The sequence below is a fragment of the Streptomyces sp. BBFR51 genome, assembly GCF_044591655.1.
Taxonomy (GTDB): Bacteria; Actinomycetota; Actinomycetes; order Streptomycetales; family Streptomycetaceae; genus Streptomyces.
Genome location: NZ_CP172448.1, coordinates 3,911,377 through 3,929,110, shown reverse-complemented (window position 1 = coordinate 3,929,110; position 17,734 = coordinate 3,911,377). Strand labels below are relative to the sequence as shown.

The 17,734-nt window shown below is 73.2% G+C and carries 14 protein-coding genes and 1 tRNA gene; 1 reads left to right on the top strand and 14 read right to left on the bottom strand.

Translation table 11 applies throughout. The annotated features are described in order from the left end of the window. Positions 1–50: 50 nt before the first annotated feature. Entirely contained in the window at positions 51–1,187 is a 1,137-nt protein-coding gene (gene msiK / locus ACGH7X_RS17765; RefSeq protein WP_399886325.1) for a diacetylchitobiose ABC transporter ATP-binding protein MsiK, read from the bottom strand. A gap of 219 nt (positions 1,188–1,406) precedes the next feature. Here msiK and ACGH7X_RS17760 point away from each other — a divergent pair. Further along, positions 1,407–1,480 (top strand) — tRNA-Thr (locus tag ACGH7X_RS17760). Positions 1,481–1,552: 72 nt separating this feature from the next. On the opposite strand, the gene ACGH7X_RS17755 is transcribed toward ACGH7X_RS17760, so the two are convergent. The 13 genes from ACGH7X_RS17755 to ACGH7X_RS17695 all read right to left on the bottom strand — a co-directional run bounded on the left by ACGH7X_RS17755 (position 1,553) and on the right by ACGH7X_RS17695 (position 17,598). Then, complete coding sequence (locus ACGH7X_RS17755; RefSeq protein WP_399886324.1) at positions 1,553–3,202, bottom strand: alpha/beta hydrolase; 1,650 nt, start codon at positions 3,200–3,202, stop codon at positions 1,553–1,555. 162 nt (positions 3,203–3,364) lie between these two features. Next, positions 3,365–4,795: an NADase-type glycan-binding domain-containing protein gene (locus ACGH7X_RS17750; protein ID WP_399886323.1), complete on the bottom strand. Its 1,431-nt coding sequence runs from the start codon at positions 4,793–4,795 to the stop codon at positions 3,365–3,367. Then, positions 4,792–5,301: a phage tail protein gene (locus ACGH7X_RS17745; RefSeq protein WP_399897130.1), complete on the bottom strand. Its 510-nt coding sequence runs from the start codon at positions 5,299–5,301 to the stop codon at positions 4,792–4,794. The genes ACGH7X_RS17750 and ACGH7X_RS17745 overlap by 4 nt, the downstream gene beginning before the upstream one ends. A gap of 62 nt (positions 5,302–5,363) precedes the next feature. After that, a complete protein-coding gene (locus ACGH7X_RS17740) occupies positions 5,364–7,322 on the bottom strand; it encodes a putative baseplate assembly protein (RefSeq protein ID WP_399886322.1) in 1,959 nt (652 codons plus the stop codon). Continuing rightward, the gene (locus ACGH7X_RS17735; RefSeq protein ID WP_399886321.1) at positions 7,322–7,783 is read right to left on the bottom strand and encodes a GPW/gp25 family protein; all 462 of its coding nucleotides are present in this window, start codon (positions 7,781–7,783) and stop codon (positions 7,322–7,324) included. The genes ACGH7X_RS17740 and ACGH7X_RS17735 overlap by 1 nt, the downstream gene beginning before the upstream one ends. A 46-nt stretch (positions 7,784–7,829) precedes the next feature. Beyond that, the gene (locus ACGH7X_RS17730) at positions 7,830–9,749 is read right to left on the bottom strand and encodes a VgrG-related protein (protein WP_399886320.1); all 1,920 of its coding nucleotides are present in this window, start codon (positions 9,747–9,749) and stop codon (positions 7,830–7,832) included. Continuing rightward, the gene (locus tag ACGH7X_RS17725; RefSeq protein WP_399886319.1) at positions 9,749–10,471 is read right to left on the bottom strand and encodes a LysM peptidoglycan-binding domain-containing protein; all 723 of its coding nucleotides are present in this window, start codon (positions 10,469–10,471) and stop codon (positions 9,749–9,751) included. The genes ACGH7X_RS17730 and ACGH7X_RS17725 overlap by 1 nt, the downstream gene beginning before the upstream one ends. Positions 10,472–10,498: 27 nt before the next feature. Further along, entirely contained in the window at positions 10,499–10,921 is a 423-nt protein-coding gene (locus tag ACGH7X_RS17720) for a phage tail protein (protein ID WP_399886318.1), read from the bottom strand. Positions 10,922–10,975: 54 nt separating this feature from the next. Next, entirely contained in the window at positions 10,976–14,812 is a 3,837-nt protein-coding gene (locus ACGH7X_RS17715; protein WP_399886317.1) for a hypothetical protein, read from the bottom strand. A gap of 3 nt (positions 14,813–14,815) precedes the next feature. Beyond that, positions 14,816–14,974 (bottom strand): DUF6760 family protein, encoded by a 159-nt coding sequence (locus tag ACGH7X_RS17710; RefSeq protein WP_399886316.1) that lies wholly within the window; start codon positions 14,972–14,974, stop codon positions 14,816–14,818. Continuing rightward, positions 14,971–15,492: a hypothetical protein gene (locus tag ACGH7X_RS17705; protein ID WP_399886314.1), complete on the bottom strand. Its 522-nt coding sequence runs from the start codon at positions 15,490–15,492 to the stop codon at positions 14,971–14,973. Before ACGH7X_RS17705 ends, ACGH7X_RS17710 begins: the two co-directional genes overlap by 4 nt. Then, positions 15,492–15,941, bottom strand: coding sequence for a phage tail protein (locus ACGH7X_RS17700; RefSeq protein WP_399886313.1), 450 nt, complete (start codon positions 15,939–15,941; stop codon positions 15,492–15,494). The genes ACGH7X_RS17705 and ACGH7X_RS17700 overlap by 1 nt, the downstream gene beginning before the upstream one ends. Positions 15,942–15,993: 52 nt before the next feature. Further along, positions 15,994–17,598 (bottom strand): phage tail sheath subtilisin-like domain-containing protein, encoded by a 1,605-nt coding sequence (locus ACGH7X_RS17695; protein ID WP_399886312.1) that lies wholly within the window; start codon positions 17,596–17,598, stop codon positions 15,994–15,996. Positions 17,599–17,734 lie beyond the last annotated feature (136 nt).

Here is a 17,734-nt window from a genome sequence, read left to right as displayed (position 1 = left end):
TCGCGTGGTTTCTCAGCACGGGGTTTCCCGCGCCACGGGCTCTCGGCCCGTCAGTCGGTCAGACGCTCGCCCGTGGAGGACGAGAACACGTGGGCCTCGCCCGGACGCGGCACGACGTGGACGGTCGCACCCTTGTCCGGCACCGCGCGGCTGCTGACACGGACCACGAGGTCCTTCGTCTCGCCGCCGACCTCGACCGAGCCGTAGACGTAGCCGTCGGCGCCGGTCTCCTCGACGACGTTCACCGAGACCGCGAGACCGGCCGGGGCGTCGTCGGCCTCCTTCGACAGGGTCTTGGCCGCGCCGCCGTTCAGCTCCACCACGTCGAAGTGCTCGGGGCGGACGCCGACGGTGACCGTGCGGTCGCCCTTGTCGGAGGCGGCCTTCAGGGCGTCGCGGTTGACCGGGACGACGCTGTTGCCGAACTTCACGCCGCCGTCGGTGATCGGGACCTCGACCAGGTTCATGGCCGGGGAGCCGATGAAGCCGGCGACGAAGAGGTTCGCGGGCTTGTCGTACATGTTCCGCGGGGTGTCGACCTGCTGGAGCAGACCGTCCTTGAGGACCGCCACGCGGTCGCCCATCGTCATGGCCTCGACCTGGTCGTGGGTGACGTAGACGGTGGTGATGCCCAGGCGGCGCTGGAGCGAGGCGATCTGCGTACGGGTGGAGACACGGAGCTTGGCGTCCAGGTTGGACAGCGGCTCGTCCATGAGGAACACCTGCGGCTCACGCACGATCGCGCGGCCCATCGCCACACGCTGGCGCTGACCACCGGAGAGCGCCTTCGGCTTGCGGTCCAGGTACTCGCTGAGGTCGAGGATCTTCGCGGCCTCCTCGACCTTCTTCCGGATCTCCGCCTTGTTGACGCCCGCGATCTTGAGGGCGAAGCCCATGTTGTCGGCGACCGACATGTGCGGGTACAGCGCGTAGTTCTGGAACACCATGGCGATGTCCCGGTCCTTCGGCGGCAGGTGCGTCACGTCGCGGTCACCGATGCGGATGGCGCCGCCGTTGACGTCCTCGAGCCCCGCGAGCATGCGGAGCGAGGTGGACTTGCCACAACCGGACGGGCCGACCAGGACGAGGAACTCGCCGTCCTCGATGTCGATGTCGAGACCGTCGACGGCGGGCTTCGTGGAACCCGGGTAGACGCGGGTTGCCTTGTCGAACGTAACAGTGGCCATGGTGATGGGCCCCCTTCTACCGGCAGGAACGTGCCGGACGATCCGTTGTAGGAAGGTGGTGGTGTAGTCCACGCGAGTGAAGCTGGGCAGGACGGTACCTGGCGTTCACCTGGTCTGTCAGTACCTGCGGGGGTGTGAACTTCGCCGAAATTTTCGAATCCCATCGTTCACCGGCTCTGTGTACAGTGGAGCAGCCTGCGCGCGCGCCGCCGCGCGAGTGCCTCCTTAGCTCAGCTGGTCAGAGCGCCGCTCTTGTAAAGCGAAGGTCGTCGGTTCGAATCCGACAGGGGGCTCTGCCCTTACCGCGGAAGCGCCCCCACGATCTTGGATCGCGGGGGCGTCGGCGGTTCTTCGCGGCTTCGTGACTACTTGCCTTCCGGCAGCGGTTCCGCCTCGCAGGTCGTGCCGCTCTTGGGGAGCTTTCCGTTCAGCAGGTAGGCGTTGACGGCGTTCTGGACGCAGGTGTTGCCGCTGTCGTAGGCGCCGTGGCCCTCGCCCTCGTAGGTCAGCTCGACGCCCACGGCCTTGCCGAGGCGTTCCGCCATGCGGGCCGCGCCCTCGTACGGGGTGGCGGGGTCGCCGGTGTTGCCGACGAGGAGGACCGGGGGTGCGCCCGGGGCGCTGACCTCGGGGTGGCGGGCCGCGCCCGGGACCGGCCAGCCGTCGCAGGACAGGGCGCTCCAGGCCAGGCCGGGGCCGAAGAGGGGGGAGGCCTCGAGGAAGTCCGGCAGGCGGGACTGGACGTCGGCGACGGTGTAGCGGTCGCTGGAGTCGTCGCAGGTGATGGCTCTGAAGGCGTCGTCCTCGTTGCTTTCGTCCGGGTCGGTGTCGTCGGAGTCGGAGTCGGAGTCCGTGTCGCCGCCGGCGCCGTGCTGGCCCAGGGCCTCGGCGAGGTCCTGGAGGATGTCGCCGTCGTCGTCGGCCGCCGCCTCCAGGGCGACGCGGAGCGCGGGCCAGTAGTCCTGCCGGTAGAGCGAACCGCTGATGGCGTCGATGAGTTCGTCGCCGTCGAGTTCGCCTCCGTCGGAGGCGGGGAGCGGGGTGTCGTCGAGGGCTTCCTCGAGGGCGACGGTGGCGTCCACGATCGCCTCGGCGTCGGAGCCGAGGGCGCAGCCCTGTTCGGCGCACCAGGTGGCGAAGTGCTCGAAGGCGAGCTGGAATCCGGCGGCCTGTCCGAGGGCTTCCTGCATCATGTCGTGGGTGGGGTCGACGACGCCGTCGAGTACGGCGCGGCCGACGTTCTTCGGGAAGAGGTGGGCGTACACGCCGCCGAGTTCGGTGCCGTACGAGATCCCGAAGTAGTGGAGTTTCTCGTCGCCGAGGACCTGCCGCATCAGGTCCATGTCCTGGGCGGCCTGGGTGGTGCCGACGTAGGGGAGGACGTCGCCGGAGTTCTTCTTGCAGGCGGCGGCCGTTTCCCGGTTGAACTCGACGAGTGCGTTGGTCTCGTCGCCGCCGTCGTCGGGCGTCTCGTCCACCTCCTCCTCGTCGGGGAGGCCGGCGTCCAGGCAGCGCACGCCGCGGCTGTTGCCGACGCCGCGCGGGTCGAAGCTCACGAGGTCGTAGCGGGTGCGGAGCTTGTCGTAGTCGGGGGCGAGGCCGGGCAGGGTGGTGATTCCGGAGCCGCCGGGGCCGCCGAAGTTGAAGAGCAGCGAGCCGATCCGGTCGTCCGGGTCGCCGCTGGCGCGGGCCCGGATCAGTTCGATGCCGATCGAGTCGCCGGAGGGGTTCTTCCAGTCCAGCGGGGCCCGCAGGGTGCCGCACTGCCACCTGGTGCCGTCGGGGAGTGCTCCGGGGGCCTCTCCGCCGCCCTGGACGGGAGCGGGGGCGGGGCAGTCCTTCCAGTCCAGGGACTGGCCGCGGAATCCGCTCATCGCTTGTTCGTCGGTGGCCGTGCCGCTGTCGCCGCGCCGGTCGCCGTCCTGTGCCGCCGGCGCGCAGGCCGTCAGACAGGAGGCGAGCAGGGTGGCCGTGGACAGCAGGACGGCGGTGGATATCGCTCGTGCTGAGGGCATGGCCTCAGCCTCCGGCGGCCCGTCCCGGGGCGCATGGTGTGGCGTCCATTCGGGCGGGCGGCCCGTGTTCTCCGGGTGATTCCGGGTTCTGCCGCCGACCGGACGGGACCCGGGGGGTCGGTTCCCGGGCCCTGTCCGGTCGGCGGCAGGGCCCGGGGGCGGTCAGGAGCGGTTGGCGCTGGACGGGCCGAAGAACTCGATCTCGGCGATGGCCACCTGCTTGTTGGCGGACGCCGCGTGGGCCGACTCGATGGTGAAGCGGACCTTGGTGACCTCGCCGACCCGGAACGGGCGCCGCTGGCCGCCGGCGCCCTGGTCGAGGGTGAGATCGCGGGTCTTGGTCTTGCCGTCCTTCGTGGTGATCGTCGCCTTGATGCGGTGGGGCAGGGCCGACTCCTGGAGCTTGTCGGCGCGGGAGGAGACACCGGGCGTGATGATCACGTCCAGCAGGCGGGTCGGCTCGGTGAAGGTGGCCTCGATCCATTCGCCCTGGCCGGACTGCGAGATGCCCGGGCCCCACCAGGTGTTGCTGAGCTTGTCGATGACGAGCTGCGGCTTGTGGCCGGTGTAGGAGTGCGAGGCGGTGATCCCGTCCGGGGAGACCGGGGCGCGCTTGGCGAAGTGGTCGCGGGTGTTCTGGACGCCGTCGGGGATGTAGACGAAGCCGAGGACGGCCAGGGTGACCACGACGAGGACGGTGATCCAGGTGCCGATGCGGTCGAAGACGCGGCGCAGACGGGGGCGGTCGCCGGCCCACGGGGTCTCGCGGCGCCGCCCGCCGAAGAGGCGGCGCCACCAGGGGGCGGGCGCGGTGGACTGCTCGCCGGTGCCGGTCAGGGGCATCGCGCAGCGGGCGCAGTAGTGGCGGTCGGGGCGGTTGGGGGTGGAGCACCACGGGCAGGGCGGGCCGTTGGCGATGTCCGGCTGGTGGCCGGGGGCGCGGACCTGCGGCCGGTCGGCGTCGGGGCGGCCGGGCAGGACGGGGGGTACGGCGGGCGGCGCGGCCGGGGCGGGGGCCTCCGGGTCGGCGACGGGGACGAGGAGGGAGCGGGCCCGGTCGGACATGGTGTCGGTGAGGGCGTTCGGGGCCGGGGCGGACGCCAGGGGGGTGGTGGGGGCGGTCTCGTCGGTGTCGGGGGTGCGAGCGGCGGGTGCGGCGCCCGCGGCGGCGACTGCCCCGGCTCCCGCGGCTCCCGCGGCTGCTCCTGTGGTTCCGCCGCTCGCGGTCGGGTGCGCGTTTCCGGCGCTCCCCGCGGCGTTCGCCGCGTGGTCGGTGCGGTCCGCGTCGGGTGTCCCGTCTGCGGCGTCCGCCGGGCGGCGCGGCTGGGGCGTCGTCGGGTTGTCCCCGATGGCGCCGGCCGGTTCGCGGGTGTCGTCAGCGGAGCCCGCGGTGGCCGAGCGGCCCGCGCGGGCCGGGGCTACGCCCGCACCGCCGAAGGCGTCGAAGCCGGGCTTCTGTTCGGACGTGGCGGCCGCGGGCTGGGCGGTGCGGGCGCCGGCCTGGTCCCAGCTCAGTACGGCGCCGCACGCGTCGCAGAAGGACTGGCCCGGTTCCGCGCGCGTTCCGCACTCGGCGCAGTTCTGCGTGGTCATCTCTCCGGGGTCCTTTCGGAGGCGGTCACTTCGACCGTGTAGGGCATGTGGGCGGGGCGGGCGGCGGCGACGAGGGCGTCCAGGCGGTGGGTGTCCGCCGGGGCCGGGTCGGGCAGCCGGAGGGTGACGTGCAGGTGGGGGCGGGGCCGGCCGGGGAACGGGCCGAGGGGGCGGGCGTTCCATTCGGCGCCGCCGCTCTCGGTGATGTCGGGTTCGACGCCGAACGCGAGCAGTACGGCCTCGGACAGGCCCTGCCGGGTGCCGCGTACGCGGTGCAGCCGGGCGGCGGCGGCGACGGCGGCGCGCAGCCGGTCCTCGGGTTCGGTGCCGTCGGTCTCGGCGCCGACCCAGGTGCCGAGCCACTGGGCGAAGTCGGCCGGGGTGAGCGCGGGGTCGAAGTAGGTGTCCAGGCAGTCCAGGACGTTCAGGATGGGGGCGATGACGTCGTCGAGCCCGCCGACGAAGCGCAGGGCGAGGTCGTCGTCGGCGAAGACGGCCGGCAGCATCGTGCCGATGGGCAGCGAGGAGCCGAGTCCGTCGACGGAGCCCCGGTACGACGCGGCGGCGCTCACGCGCCGTCGCCGATCACTCGGACCCGGTGGTCGAAGGAGAAGACCAGCGCGGGCGGTTCGAGGTCGATGCGGTCGGTGGGGTCGCCGCGCTTGCCGGTGAGGGGGTCGGCGGGGTGCAGGACGACCTCGTCGACGAGTTCGACGCCGGGCACCCGCTGGAGCACGGCGAAGACCTCGCCGGTCTGCACGGGGCGTCCGAAGGGCCAGCCCTTGCCGTCGGCGCCGCCGGTGAGCGGGTCGAGGTGGCGGTAGAGGGCGTCGTGGGTCTGGCGGCGTACGCGGTCGGCGTCGACGTGCCGGAAGGCGTGGACGGTGGCGACGACGGTGACGCCCTGGTAATAGGGCGGGCCGACGGCGAGCCGGGTGCCGATGAGGCGGCGTTCGTCGAGGTGGCGGGTGATGCGGCTCAGGAGGGCGTCGCCCGGGACGAGTTGTTCGAAGCGGAGCCGGCCGCCGGGGTCGGGGACGGCCTGGGGGACCACGAGGACGCGGACGGCCTGGGCGCCGTACTCGTTCTCCTGGCCCTCGAGGCAGGTGATGCGGGCGGTCTCGGGGGCGGCGCGGCGGGCGAGTTCCTCGTAGTCGCGCAGGGTGACCGCGCGTTCCTGCGCGCGCAGGGTGATCGGGGCCCGCAGCTTCGCCTCCTCGACGGTCTCGCCGTCGACGCCGCCGCGGGCGGCTTCGCGGTTGACGACCTCGGAGACGTACGGGATGGAGGTGCGCAGCACCTGTACGGCGCCGCGGGCCACGTTGCCGGCCCGGCCGCCGCCGGTGCGGTAGCGGCGGGCCCGGATGACGGCGCCCTTGGGTGCGACGGTGCCGTACTGGCGCAGGGTGCCGTCGGCCTCGCGGACGGCGGGGCCGAAGGCGATCTCGCCGGTGGCGGCGTCCAGGGTGATGTGGTGGTCGTTGGGGTGCGAGCCCGAGAAGTGCGGGACGACCTGCCAGTCCTGCCAGCCGTCGTCGGCGGCGGTCTGGAGGAGGACGGGCGGGTCGTCGGCGACGACGGGGGCGTGCTCGAGCTTGAGCCGCTGCCCGGGCAGGCCGGTGGACTCGCCCAGGGACTCGTCGTACACGGTCTCGGCGTGGACGGTGCCGGTGGTGCCGCCGATGGTGTAGGCCTCGGCGGAGCGGATGGTCGGCGAGGTGGTGTAGAAGGGCTGGCCGGGCAGCGGGTCGGTGACCCGGCAGCGGATCCAGCCGGCCTCGTGGCCGCCGTTGCGGGACAGGACGTGCCCGCCGGGGATGTGGAGCACGATGTCGCCGGGGCGGTTGAGGCCGCCGGTGCCGTCGCGGTCGACCTCGCAGGACTGCCAGCCGTCCTCCGTCCAGGCCTCCCAGACCAGCGGCGGCTGGCGGGGGTCGACGCCGACGCCGTCGACGCGGCTGTCGAGTTCGAGGGCGAGCGCGCAGTGCGGGGTGGCCGAGGTGAGGCCGATGAGCATGCAGTCGCCGGGGCCCGGTCCCTCGGCGAAGCACATGACGTCCTTGCTCTCGGCGAGGTCCGTGGTGCGGTCGGTGACGGCCTCGCCGCGGTGCTGCACCACCAGGTGGCTGAGCGTGCACGGTACGACGTTCAGGTCGCGCTCGGTGGCGAAGACGACGGCCTCGTCGCGTTCGGTGCGCAGCGTGGCGACCTCGGTGCCGACCGGGACCAGGATCGTGTCCTCCTGCGGTGCGGACAGCCAGAAGGTGACGTCCGTACGGGCGGCGGAGGGCGGGAAGAGGGTGATGCCGACGAGGTCGAGGAAGGCGAGGTGGTTCTTGTCCGGGACCCGGTTGAGGCGGTAGACGATCTGGTCGGCCATGTGGGCGAGGGTCTCGACGAGGGTGATGCCGGGGTCGGAGACGTTGTGGTCGGTCCACTCCGGGGCGCGCTGCTGGATGTAGCGCTTGGCGTCGTCGACGAACTGCTGGAAGCGGCGGTCGTCGAGGTTGGGGGAGGGCAGGGGCATCAGCGGTCGCTTTCGGGAGAGCCCGGGAGGCCTGCGGGTCCGGCGGGACCGTCGGGGAGGTCAGGCTCGTCGTGGGAGGGGATGACGTAGAACGGGAAGACGAGACTGCGCGGGTTGTTGGTGCCGCGGATCGAGTAGCGGACGTCGATGAAGAGGACGTTCTGGCCGTCGCCGGTGCTGACCTCGACGTCCTGGACCTCGATGCGCGGCTCCCAGCGGTCCAGGGTGGTGTACACCTCGTGCTGGATGCGTCCTGCGGTCTGCTCGTTGACCGGGGCGAAGACCAGGTCGTGGATGGCGCAGCCGAACTCGGGCCGCATGGGCCGCTCGCCGGGGGCGGTGGCCAGGATGAGCCGCATGGCCTCCTCGACCTCCTGCTCGCCGCTGACCAGGGCGATCCCGCCGGTGGGCCCGATGCGCAGCGGGAACGACCAGCCGGAGCCGACGAACTGTTCGGCCATCAGGGAGCCACCTGCCTTCTTCTTCCTGTTCCTGCTCGTTGTCCGGTCATGCCGGGAGTGGGTACTTGATCGTGTTGACGAAGACGGCACCCAGGAGATCGACCTTGATGGCCTTGATGTTCACGTTGGCCACGGAGGTGACGGTCAGCATCCCCGTCGCGGTGAGCGACATGACACCGGTCGCGGACATGAGCAGGGCCCCCATCGCCCGCACGTTGACCGTGCCCGCGGTCGACGTGAGGTTGACCAGCCCCCGCCCCTGGAGGAGAAGCGGCCCGCCGCTCTTCACCGTCACCGACCGGCGCCCTTCCAGGGTGAGGTCCATGCCCGCCTCCACCGACACCGAACGGCTGCCCGTGATGCTGACCGAGCCCTTGCTGTCGACGGTGATCTCGGTCTTGGTGCGGTCGAGGTTGATGGTCAGCTTGTCGTTGCCGCTGGCGATCCGCACGCCCTGCTTGCGCCCGCCGGTCTGCTGGCTGAGCAGGTCGACGCGGTTGCCCTGGCGGTCGGACAGGGTGTGCCGTACCGCCTTCTTCTTCAGGCCGTCGTGCAGGGGCACGTCGTTCACCTTGGTCGGCAGGTCCCGGCCGTTGTAGAGCCCGCCGATGACGAACGGGTGGTCGAGGGCGCCCCGGTCGAAGGCGACGAGCACCTCGTCGCCGACGTCCATGGGGAAGACCCCGCCGCCGCCCTTGCCGCCCATCTGCACGCTGCGCGCCCAGTCGCTGACGTAGGCGTCGTCCAGCCACGGGAACTGGAGCTTGACCCTGCCCTGCTTGAGGGGGTCCTGTACGTCGGTGACGATGGCGTTGGCGACGCTGGGCAGCCGGGCGGCGCTCGCGGGGTCCACGCCGCCGCTGCCGCCGGAGGCCAGCCCGTACAGGGAACGCCACTGGCGTCCGCTGACGGTGATCCAGGACTCGTAGGCCTTGCCGTCGCCGAAGTGGTGGCGCACCGAGGTGACGGTGTACTTGCCCTCGAAGGGCTTGCCGACGTCGCTGAGGGCGACCGGCACACCGGGCCGCAGGTCGGGGCTGCCGTAGACGGCGACCTCCAACTCGGCGAAGGAGGACGTGACGTCGGCGGCGAGGGCCTTCGCGGCGTGCCGGACCTCGTCCTGCTTGTCGTAGGGGTTGGCGGTCTCCACGAGCTTGGCGGTCTTGAACTTGCCGGCGGCCTTGCCCGGCGTGGAGCCGATGGTGATGCCCGGGTCGGTCTTGGCGGGCGCGATCTCGGTGATCTTCTTCTTGGTGGTGACGTTCCAGCCGCGCGACTCGACCTTGCCGACCTGGTCGGCGGCGGTCACCGCGGCCCGCAGCCGCAGGATGTCGTGGCCGGCCTGAAGCACGAAGGCGCTCTTGTCGCCCTCGGTCTGCGGGGAGGGCGCGCCGGAGGACGGGTGCGCCTTGACGAACCGGAACTTCCCCTTGGCGTCGATGGACATCACGACGTTGTTCTCGTCGGCGAGCCGCGAGAGGAAGTCCCAGTCGGTGACGTTCGACTGGCTGATGAACCCGTACGCGCCCTTCGTCGGCTGGATCTTGCCGATGGACACGCCGTCCATGGCGGCGAGTTTGCGGGCGATGTCGGAGGCCTTCTGGTTGCGGTACGCGGCGACGCGGCGCTGGCGCATCAGGCGGTGCCCGTAGTCGTAGCCGCGGATCACGGTGAAGCTGCCGGTGCCGTCGTAGTCGGCCTCCATGGCGGTGACCTCGCCGGTCAGCAGCGGCTTGCCGACGCCCTGGCCGTCGGCGATCGGCGTGATGACGACCCTGGTGCCGAAATCCACGCTCAGCTTGGAGAGGACCAGGTGGTAGGGGTCGCGGAAGGTGAGCCGGAAGGCCGCGGGCACGTTGACGCCCTGGTCGACCCAGCCGTCGACGAGCATCGTCGCGATGTCGTCGGGCAGCTTCGCGGCGCCGATCCGCACCTCGACGATGCTGGAGAACGCGGGACGCACCATCAGTGAGGCACCTCCTCGGCGGCCGGCAGGATCAGCTCGGTGCCGTTCGTCAGGCGGGACGGGTCGTCGATGCCGTTGGCCTCGGCGATCGCCCGCCAGGAGTTGGCGCTGCCGTACTCGCGCCAGGCCAGCGACTGGAGCGAGTCGCCCGCGACGACCCGGTGCACGCGCTGTGCGGTGAGGGCGCCGGAGGTCGGGTTCTGGCCGCGGGTCGGGCCGGGGATCTCGACCAGAGCCACCTGACAGGTGGCGCGGATGGGAACGCCGGTGGTGCTGAAGAGGGTGTACGCCGCCTCGATGGACGCGACGTACGCGGTGAAGCGGGCCGTGGAGAACGACCCCCACTCGAACACCACCCAGGGCGGTGACGGCTGCTTGGTGGCCAGGCTCTTGGCGGTCACCTGGCAGCAGGTCAGCAGCGACTCGACCTTCTTCAGCACCGTGTTGCCGTTGGGCTTCATCGAGGAGTCCAGGAAGATCTCCAGGGTCATCTCCCGCGGCTCGGCGCCCATGAACTGCGGCTTCGCGGCCTTGCGCACGGCGGCCGTCGGGGTGGCCTTCCACTGGGTGCGCTGGGTGATGGACAGCTGGGCCGGGTTGAACTCGAAGGCGAACGTCCGGATCAGCGCGCCGGGTGTGGTGGTCGTGCCCTTGGGCGGCTCGTGGATGGCGAGGTTGGCGCGTACGAGGCTCTTGCCGGCGCCCTTGCTGCTCTTGGCCATGGTCTTCCTCTCTGCTCTGCGGCGCCGTCAGTCCGTGAATCCGTGGTGGGCGATCTCCAGGACCTCATTGGCCACGGACGGGCTGTTGGGGTCGAGGCTGGGGCCCTGCCAGCTGACGGGCAGTACGTCGATCAGTCCCCAGCGGGCGACCAGCGAGCCGTCGGCGCGCATGGCCGAGATCTGCGCGGTGGGCCGCTTGATGCCGGTCTGCACGGAGGAGATCCACTTGGCGACCTTCGCCGTGTCCGGGGTGAGCGGGCGGGTCAGCCGGATGTTGGAGAACGTGACGCGGGTGGGCAGTTGCCACACGAAGCCGTTGTTGCCGCCCTCCTGGCGCTGTTCCACCTCCACCTGGGTCGACAGGCCTTCGCACCCGTTGAAGTATCCGAGGCTCTCGCCGTCGATGGCGAGACTGAACCAGATGGAGGAGCCCGGGTCCTTGCGGGGCATCGGGGGTCGACCTTTCTGTCGGGGGAACGGTGGCGGGCGGGCGCGGCTGTCCGGTCAGCGGGGGTCGCGCAGTCTGCCGATCCGTTCACGGTCCATACGCAGTTCGGTGCGGACGAGACGGGTGACACGGCCGATGATCCGGTGCACCAGTTCGTCGAGTTGGAAGTCGGTCAGCTCGCGCGGGTCGAACCCGCCCTCCGGGATCGCCGAGTACTCGGGCGGCCGGCCGCCCTCCGCGGTCGCCGAGTACGCGGGCGGGGGCGGGTCGTTGGGCGGCGGCGCCGGGCTGTAGGGCGGCGGCGGCGGTTCGGCCGGGGGCTGCTGGGACGAGGGCGTCCGGAAGCGGCTGAAGGTGTCGGCCACGGCGGCCGCCGCATGGGCGGCCAGGGCGCCGGTGGTGCGGCCGGTACGGCTCGACCGGCCGAACACGCGCTGGACCGGGGGCAGGTCGCCGCCGGACGCGGCGGGTGCGGTGTCCGTGGGCGACGACGCGGGCGCCGCCGCCTGCGTGCCGACCGGGAGGGCCGGGCCGGACGCCGGGGGCGCGGGCGGCGCGGGCGGCGTGAGGGGGGCCACCGGGAGCGGGGCCGCGGTGGCGGTGGCGCCGGGGGTTCGGGGCCGGCGCAGGGGTACGGCCTTGGCGTGGGCGCGCTGGACGGCGGGGGACGTGGGCCCGCCGCCGAGGGCGGGGCGGGGCGGCCCGAGGGGCGGTGCGAGGGTCGGTGTGACGGGGGCCGCGGGGGCGGCCGGGTGCGGGGGCACCGGAGAGGAGACCGGCGTGGACATCGGCGAGGAGACCGGGAGCGGGGACTGCGTGGTCGGGAACGCCGCCGAGGCGTGTTCCGCGGTCGTGAAGGGCGGTGCCGTCGCCGTTGCCGCGGGCGGGACGGCCGACGCGGTGGCCCGTTGGACGGGCGGAGGCGTACGGCCCTCGGTGGCGGCGGGCCGCGTGACGAGCGGAGTGGCGCCGGCCGGAGGCGAGGAGAGGGGAGCGCCGAGTGAGGAGCGGCGCGCGGGCTGCGCGGGCGGTGCCGCCGGGGCGGGGGGCGTGGACGCCTGCGGGGCGACGGAGGGCGGCGCGATCGGGCGGCGTACGAGGTCGGCGGGCCCGGACGAGGTGGGGGCGCCGAGACCCGGACGGTGCGCGGCGGCACTGCGCTGCACGGGGTGTGCCGGGGAGGCCGAACTCGCCGGTCCGGTCTGGGCGACGGGGTTCTGAGCCGATCGCTGGGCGGGGGGCGTCACGGGGTCGCGATGCGGTGCGGGCGCCGGGGAGGTGGACGGCGCGGCGGGCACGCCGGCCGACCGGTCCGTGGCTCGCTGGACCGGCGGCTGTGGTGCCGTGTCCGCGGGCGCCGGGGCGGGCCGCGGGGGCTGCGACGGCTGGGGCGCCGCCCGGCGTTGGACGGAGGGCTGCGCACCGGTCGGGATGCCGGGACGGCCGGGGGACGCCGAGGGGCGATGTGCTCCGTCGCCGGGTCCCGGGGCCGGGTTGACGCGGGCCACGGCTCGCTGGACCGGCGGGGGCGGGGTGCCGGGGTCGTGTGTCTCGGCGGGCGGGGTGGAGTGGCCGGACCGGTCGGACGCTCGCTCGACGGGGGCGTCGGGTGCGGGCGAAGGCCGGTCGGTACTGGGGCTGTTGGGCGATGACCCGGCTCGCTGGACCGGAGGAATCGCCGGGACGGCGCCTGCCGACGGCGACGGCGTCGACGCGCGGCCGGTGGGCGCGGTGCCGGTGCCGGTGCCGGCGTCGGACGCGGGTGTGGTGGGCCGGGCCGCCGCGCGCTGCACCGGCAGGTCGGGCGTGCCGCGGTCGGCCCGGCCGGTGGGAGAGGGCGCGGGGGCGGCGGGAGAGGTGGGCCGTGACTCCGCCCGCCGTACCGGGGGTTCGCCCTTCGCGTCACCCGGCGTGGCGCCGGACCGGGGCACGGCTCGCTGCACGGGTGTGCCGGGTGCCGTGTCGTTGCCGGGGGCGGCCGTTGCCGGGCCGTCGGTCCCAAGAGCGCCGGGCGCGCCGGCCGGGTCGGACCGCGGCACCGCCCGCTGTACCGGCGGGCCGGCCGTCGTGGCATCCGGTGAGGTGACCCGTCGCTCACCGGCGGATGCGGGGCGGTCGGCCGGTGCGGGGCCGGGCTGTGCGGCGGCTCGTGGTGCGGGCGCACCGGACGCGGTGGGGTTGCCCGACGGGGGAGCCGTGCCGCTCCCGGGCTGGGGGGTGGCTCGCTGTACCGGCGTGCCGGGCGTGGTGCCGCTGCCCGTCGGGTTGCCGGGTGCGGGATCGGCCGGTCGTGCGGCGGCTCGCTGAACCGGTGCACCGGGCGAGGTGTCGTGGTCGGATGTGGGTGTCGTGCCGCTGCCCGTCGGGTTGCCGGGTGCGGGGCCGGTCGGCCGTGCGGCGGCTCGCTGAACGGGCGTACCGGATGCGGTGCCGTCGCCGGAAGTGGGTGTCGTGCCGTTGCCGGACCGGGAGGCGGCGGCTCGCTGCACCGGTGTGCCGGAGGCGGTGCCGCTGCCCGTCGTGGCGGTCGGGGCGGGGCCGGTCGGCCGTACGGCGGCTCGCTGTACCGGCGTGCCGGACGACGCGTCGCCGCCGGGCTGGGAGGCGGCTCGCTGTACCGGCGTTCCGGAGGTGGTGCCGCTGCCCGTCGTGGCGGTCGGGGCGGGGCCGGTCGGCCGTACGGCGGCTCGCTGTACCGGCGTGCCGGACGACGCGTCGCTGCCGGGCTGTGCGGCGGCTCGCTGCACCGGCGTTGCGGGTGCGGTGCCGTCGCCGGACGTGCTGGGGGCGCTGGACCCGGCCCTGGCCCCGGGCGCCGGGTTCGGTGCCGGGGTGTTGCCGCGGGCGCCCGTGGCCGGTGTGGTCCCGGGCGTGGACTCCGCCCGCCGGACGGGAGCAGCGGCGGCCGGGGCGTCGGTGGCGGCCGGCGGCTGCACGGCACGCTGCACCGGTGCGGTCGTCGCGGCGCCGGGGCCGTGGTCCGGCAGGACGTCACCGGCCGGTGCCGCGCCGGGGTCCGCTCGGTCGCCGTCCGACGACGAGGGCGCCGTTTCGGAGGTCTGCGGGGAGGAGGGGGTGGTGGTCCGGCGGCTCGCCGGCAGGGCCCGGCGTTGCACGGCCGACGAACCGGAGGGCGCCTTGGTCAGAGCCTGCCGCGGACGCGGGGCGGCGGACGGCGGCGGTACCGGGGTCACCCGGACCCCGCGGGCGGCCTGGGCCGGTGCCTGGTCCGACGCGCTCGCGGGCGCCGCGGAAGACGCCGACCCGGCGGAGCGTGCCCGCTGGACCGGCGTCGCCGACGCCGTGGACGCCGAGGGCGACGCGCCTGACGAGGCACCCCGCGCACCGGACGAGGCAGCACCCCGCCCACCGGACGCGCCGGAGGCACCGCCCCGCGCCCCAGGGCCGAAACCCGTGGGAGCGGTCGGTGCCGAGGCCGGGGTCGAGGTGTCCGCCGGTATCGCCCGCAGAGGGGCGACCGGCATCCGCTGCACCGGCTGTGCGCCGCTCGGTGGGGCCGGCGGAGTGGACGACGTCGGGCGGGCGGACGGTTCGAACGCGCCCGACAGCAGGCTGTCGCCGGCCGCCGGGTTCAGCACCGCGGGAGACGGCGCGCCCGTGAACGACGGGTTCTGCCACGTCGGAAGGCGGCCGCCGAAACCGGCGTCCGCCACTCCCGTACGTGCCGTACCCGTCGCCCGCTGGATCGGCGGCAGGCCCGTCCAGGCGGCGACGGCCACGGGCGCGGGGCCGGTCGTACGTGCCGTACTCCCGCCCGTGCCGGAGCCCGTGCCCGTGTCTGTGCCCGTGTCCGAGGCCCCGGCCGGGGGCAGGGTGCCGCCGCCCGTGCCGACGCCGTCCCGACGGCCCCGCAGCCGGTCCAGGAATCCCACCGATCAGCCCTCCGCCATGCCCCGCGTCACGAGGGACGCGATCTGGTCCGTGTACCGGCGGCGGTCCTGGTGTTCCAGGTCCAGGATCGCCTCCAGGCTCCAGTGGAAGTGGTAGGCGACGTACGCGATCTCCTCGTGCATCCGGTCGGTCGCGTACGTCACGATTCCCCCAGGCGGCTCCCGCCGAGTTCCACTTCGAAGGGCTCCGAGCAGTGCGGGCACTGAACGGCCGCCCGGGTGTGCCCCTCCGCGTTGATCTGGCGGTAGAAGTCCTGGAGGAACGCCAGGTCGGAGGCGAACATGTTCTCCACGACCCCGTCGTGCACCATCGCCAGCGTGCCCAGCCGGGTGATGACCCGGCCGAGCAGCACCACCGACAGGTACGCCGGGTTCTCCTGCACCCGCACGTCGCGCAGCGGGATCAGTTCGTCCCGTGCCGTCGACAGGCGCATCACACCGTCACGGTGCACCGTGCCCGACTCGTCGACGTAGCCGCGCGGCAGCTCGAAGGGGAACTCGGTCCGCAGCTCCTGCCGCGGCGCCGTGTCGACGGGAGGCCCGGCGGGAGCGCCGGCCGGCGCCTCCGCCGGCGCGGCGGCGGGAGTTGAACGGGGGAAGTCCGCTCCCGCCGCCGCGGTCTGGGATGCCGCGGCAGGTGCCTTGGCAGTCGCACGGCGCATTACTCGACGACCAGTTCTTCGAACACGATGGTGATGGTCTCGGTGAGGGCGTTGGTGTCACCCGCCTTCAGGGTGCCCGCCACGACCTTGCTGCACCAGGCGTTGCGCAGGTTCCAGCGCTTGACCGGGTTGTCCTCGTAGTCCATCACGATGATCGTGGCGTTCTTGCGGGCGGTGGCCATCCGGCCCGCCATGGAGTCGTTGATCCACTGGGTGAACACCCCCGACTGGCTCATGCCGCGTTCGACCTGGACCGAGCCGTCCTTGGCCACGCCCGGCATCAGGGTGACGTTGTTGCGGCCGGTCGTGCCCTGGTTCTGCTGGTACTTGATGACGTCCTGCTCGATCTGCAGGTTGGTCACCGAGTTGAGGTACTCAACCATCACACCGTCGATCTGAATGCCGAAATTCGGTGCGACGAGTACGTCTTCTGGTTTGGGGAGAGCCATGGGTTCGCTGTCCTTCTAGAAGTGTGGGAGCGGCCGGGGGAACGCGGTCCGCCTACTCGTCCAGCTCGCCGCCGCCGCTGGAGAACTGGGCCAGCCGGAAGACGACGAACTCGGCGGGCTTGACCGGCGCGATGCCGATCTCGCAGACGACCCGGCCGAGGTCGACGGACTCCGGCGGGTTGGTCTCCTCGTCGCACTTGACGTAGTAGGCCTGCTCGGGGCTCTGGCCGAAGAGGGCGCCGTTGCGCCACTCGTTGACCAGGAACGCCGAGACGTTGCGACGGATGCGGGCCCAGAGGTTGTGGTCGTTCGGCTCGAACACCACCCACTGGGTGCCGATCAGGATCGACTCCTCCAGGTAGTTGAAGTACCGGCGGACGTTCAGGTAGCGCCACGCCGGGTCGGAGGAGATGGTGCGCGCGCCCCAGACGCGGATGCCGCGGCCGGGGAAGGAGCGGATGCAGTTGACGCCGATCGGGTTGAGCAGGTCCTGCTCGCCGCGGGTGATCTGCAGCTCCAGGTCGATGGCGCCGCGCACGACCTCGTTGGCGGGAGCCTTGTGCACACCGCGCTCGAAGTCGTTGCGGGCCCAGATGCCGGCGACGTGGCCGCTCGGCGGGACCAGACGGGACTGGCCGGTGGCCGGGTCGAAGGACTTGATCCAGGGGTAGTACAGGGCCGCGTACTTGGAGTCGTAGCCGGCCGTCTCCTGGCGCCAGACGCGGATCTGACGGGCGTTCTGGCTGGGCGGCGGGTCGATGATGGCGACGCGGTCGCCCATCAGCTCGCAGTGGGCTATGAGACCGAGCTGGACGGCCTTGACGGCGTCCATGTCGATCGCACCGCGCTGGTAGGCGGCCATCAGGTCGGGCACCGCGACCATGGAGATCTCGTCGATCGCCTCCAGGCCGCCGAAGCCGGTGCGGTCCGAGGAGTCGCCGAGGTACTGGGCGGGGCCGGGGTGCGCGCTGTCGCCCCGGCCGACCGGAACGGCGGGGGCCGCGGACGGCGGCGCGGGCAGCGCCACGGTCTGGTTCTCCGGCCGGACCAGCTGCGCGGACGGCGCGGCCTCGGTCACGGTGATGAGCTTGGAACGCTCCTTGACCTGGGTGACGACGTAGGAGCGGTTGCCCTTCTTGGCGCTCACGTCGAAGGTCTCGACCGGCTTGTCGCCGTCCTTGACGATCAGCTTGAAGCGCTCGGCGGGGCCCTCGCCCTCGGGGTCGGCGACCTCGACGGTCAGCGGGCCGCTGTGGCCCTCGCCGGTGGCCGTCACGGCGAACGTGCCGAGCTGCTTGGGCTCGGCGGCGGACAGCGCCTTGACGGTGCTGCCGGTGACGGCGGCGGGGGCGGCGGCGCCGTCCGCGGCGTCGTGTGCGGCCGCGTCGTCGGCGGAGCCGCCGACCCGGACGACGTAGGCGGCGGAGCCACCGTTGTTGAAGAACCCGTAGACGGAGTGCGCGAGGTAGTACCCGCCGGTGAAGTCACCGAAGGCCGCGACGTACTGCGTCCAGTTGGTCACCAGCGTGGGCTCGTTCAGCGGGCCGGTCGGGGCCAGACCGACGAAGGCCGCCACTGAGGTGCCCACTCCCTCGATCGGGCGCGAGCCGCTGGCCACCTCCTCGACGTAGACGCCGGGCGACAGGTAGGACGGCATGCTCTGCTCTCCTCGGGGTACGAGACAGGACGCCCCTCAGCCTCACGCGCGCGTTGCTTCCGCCGAAACGTCCCCGGGTGCCTGTACGGGGGCAGGTTCGTTGCCCCCGGCCGTGCCCGTTGGGGCAGACTCCCCG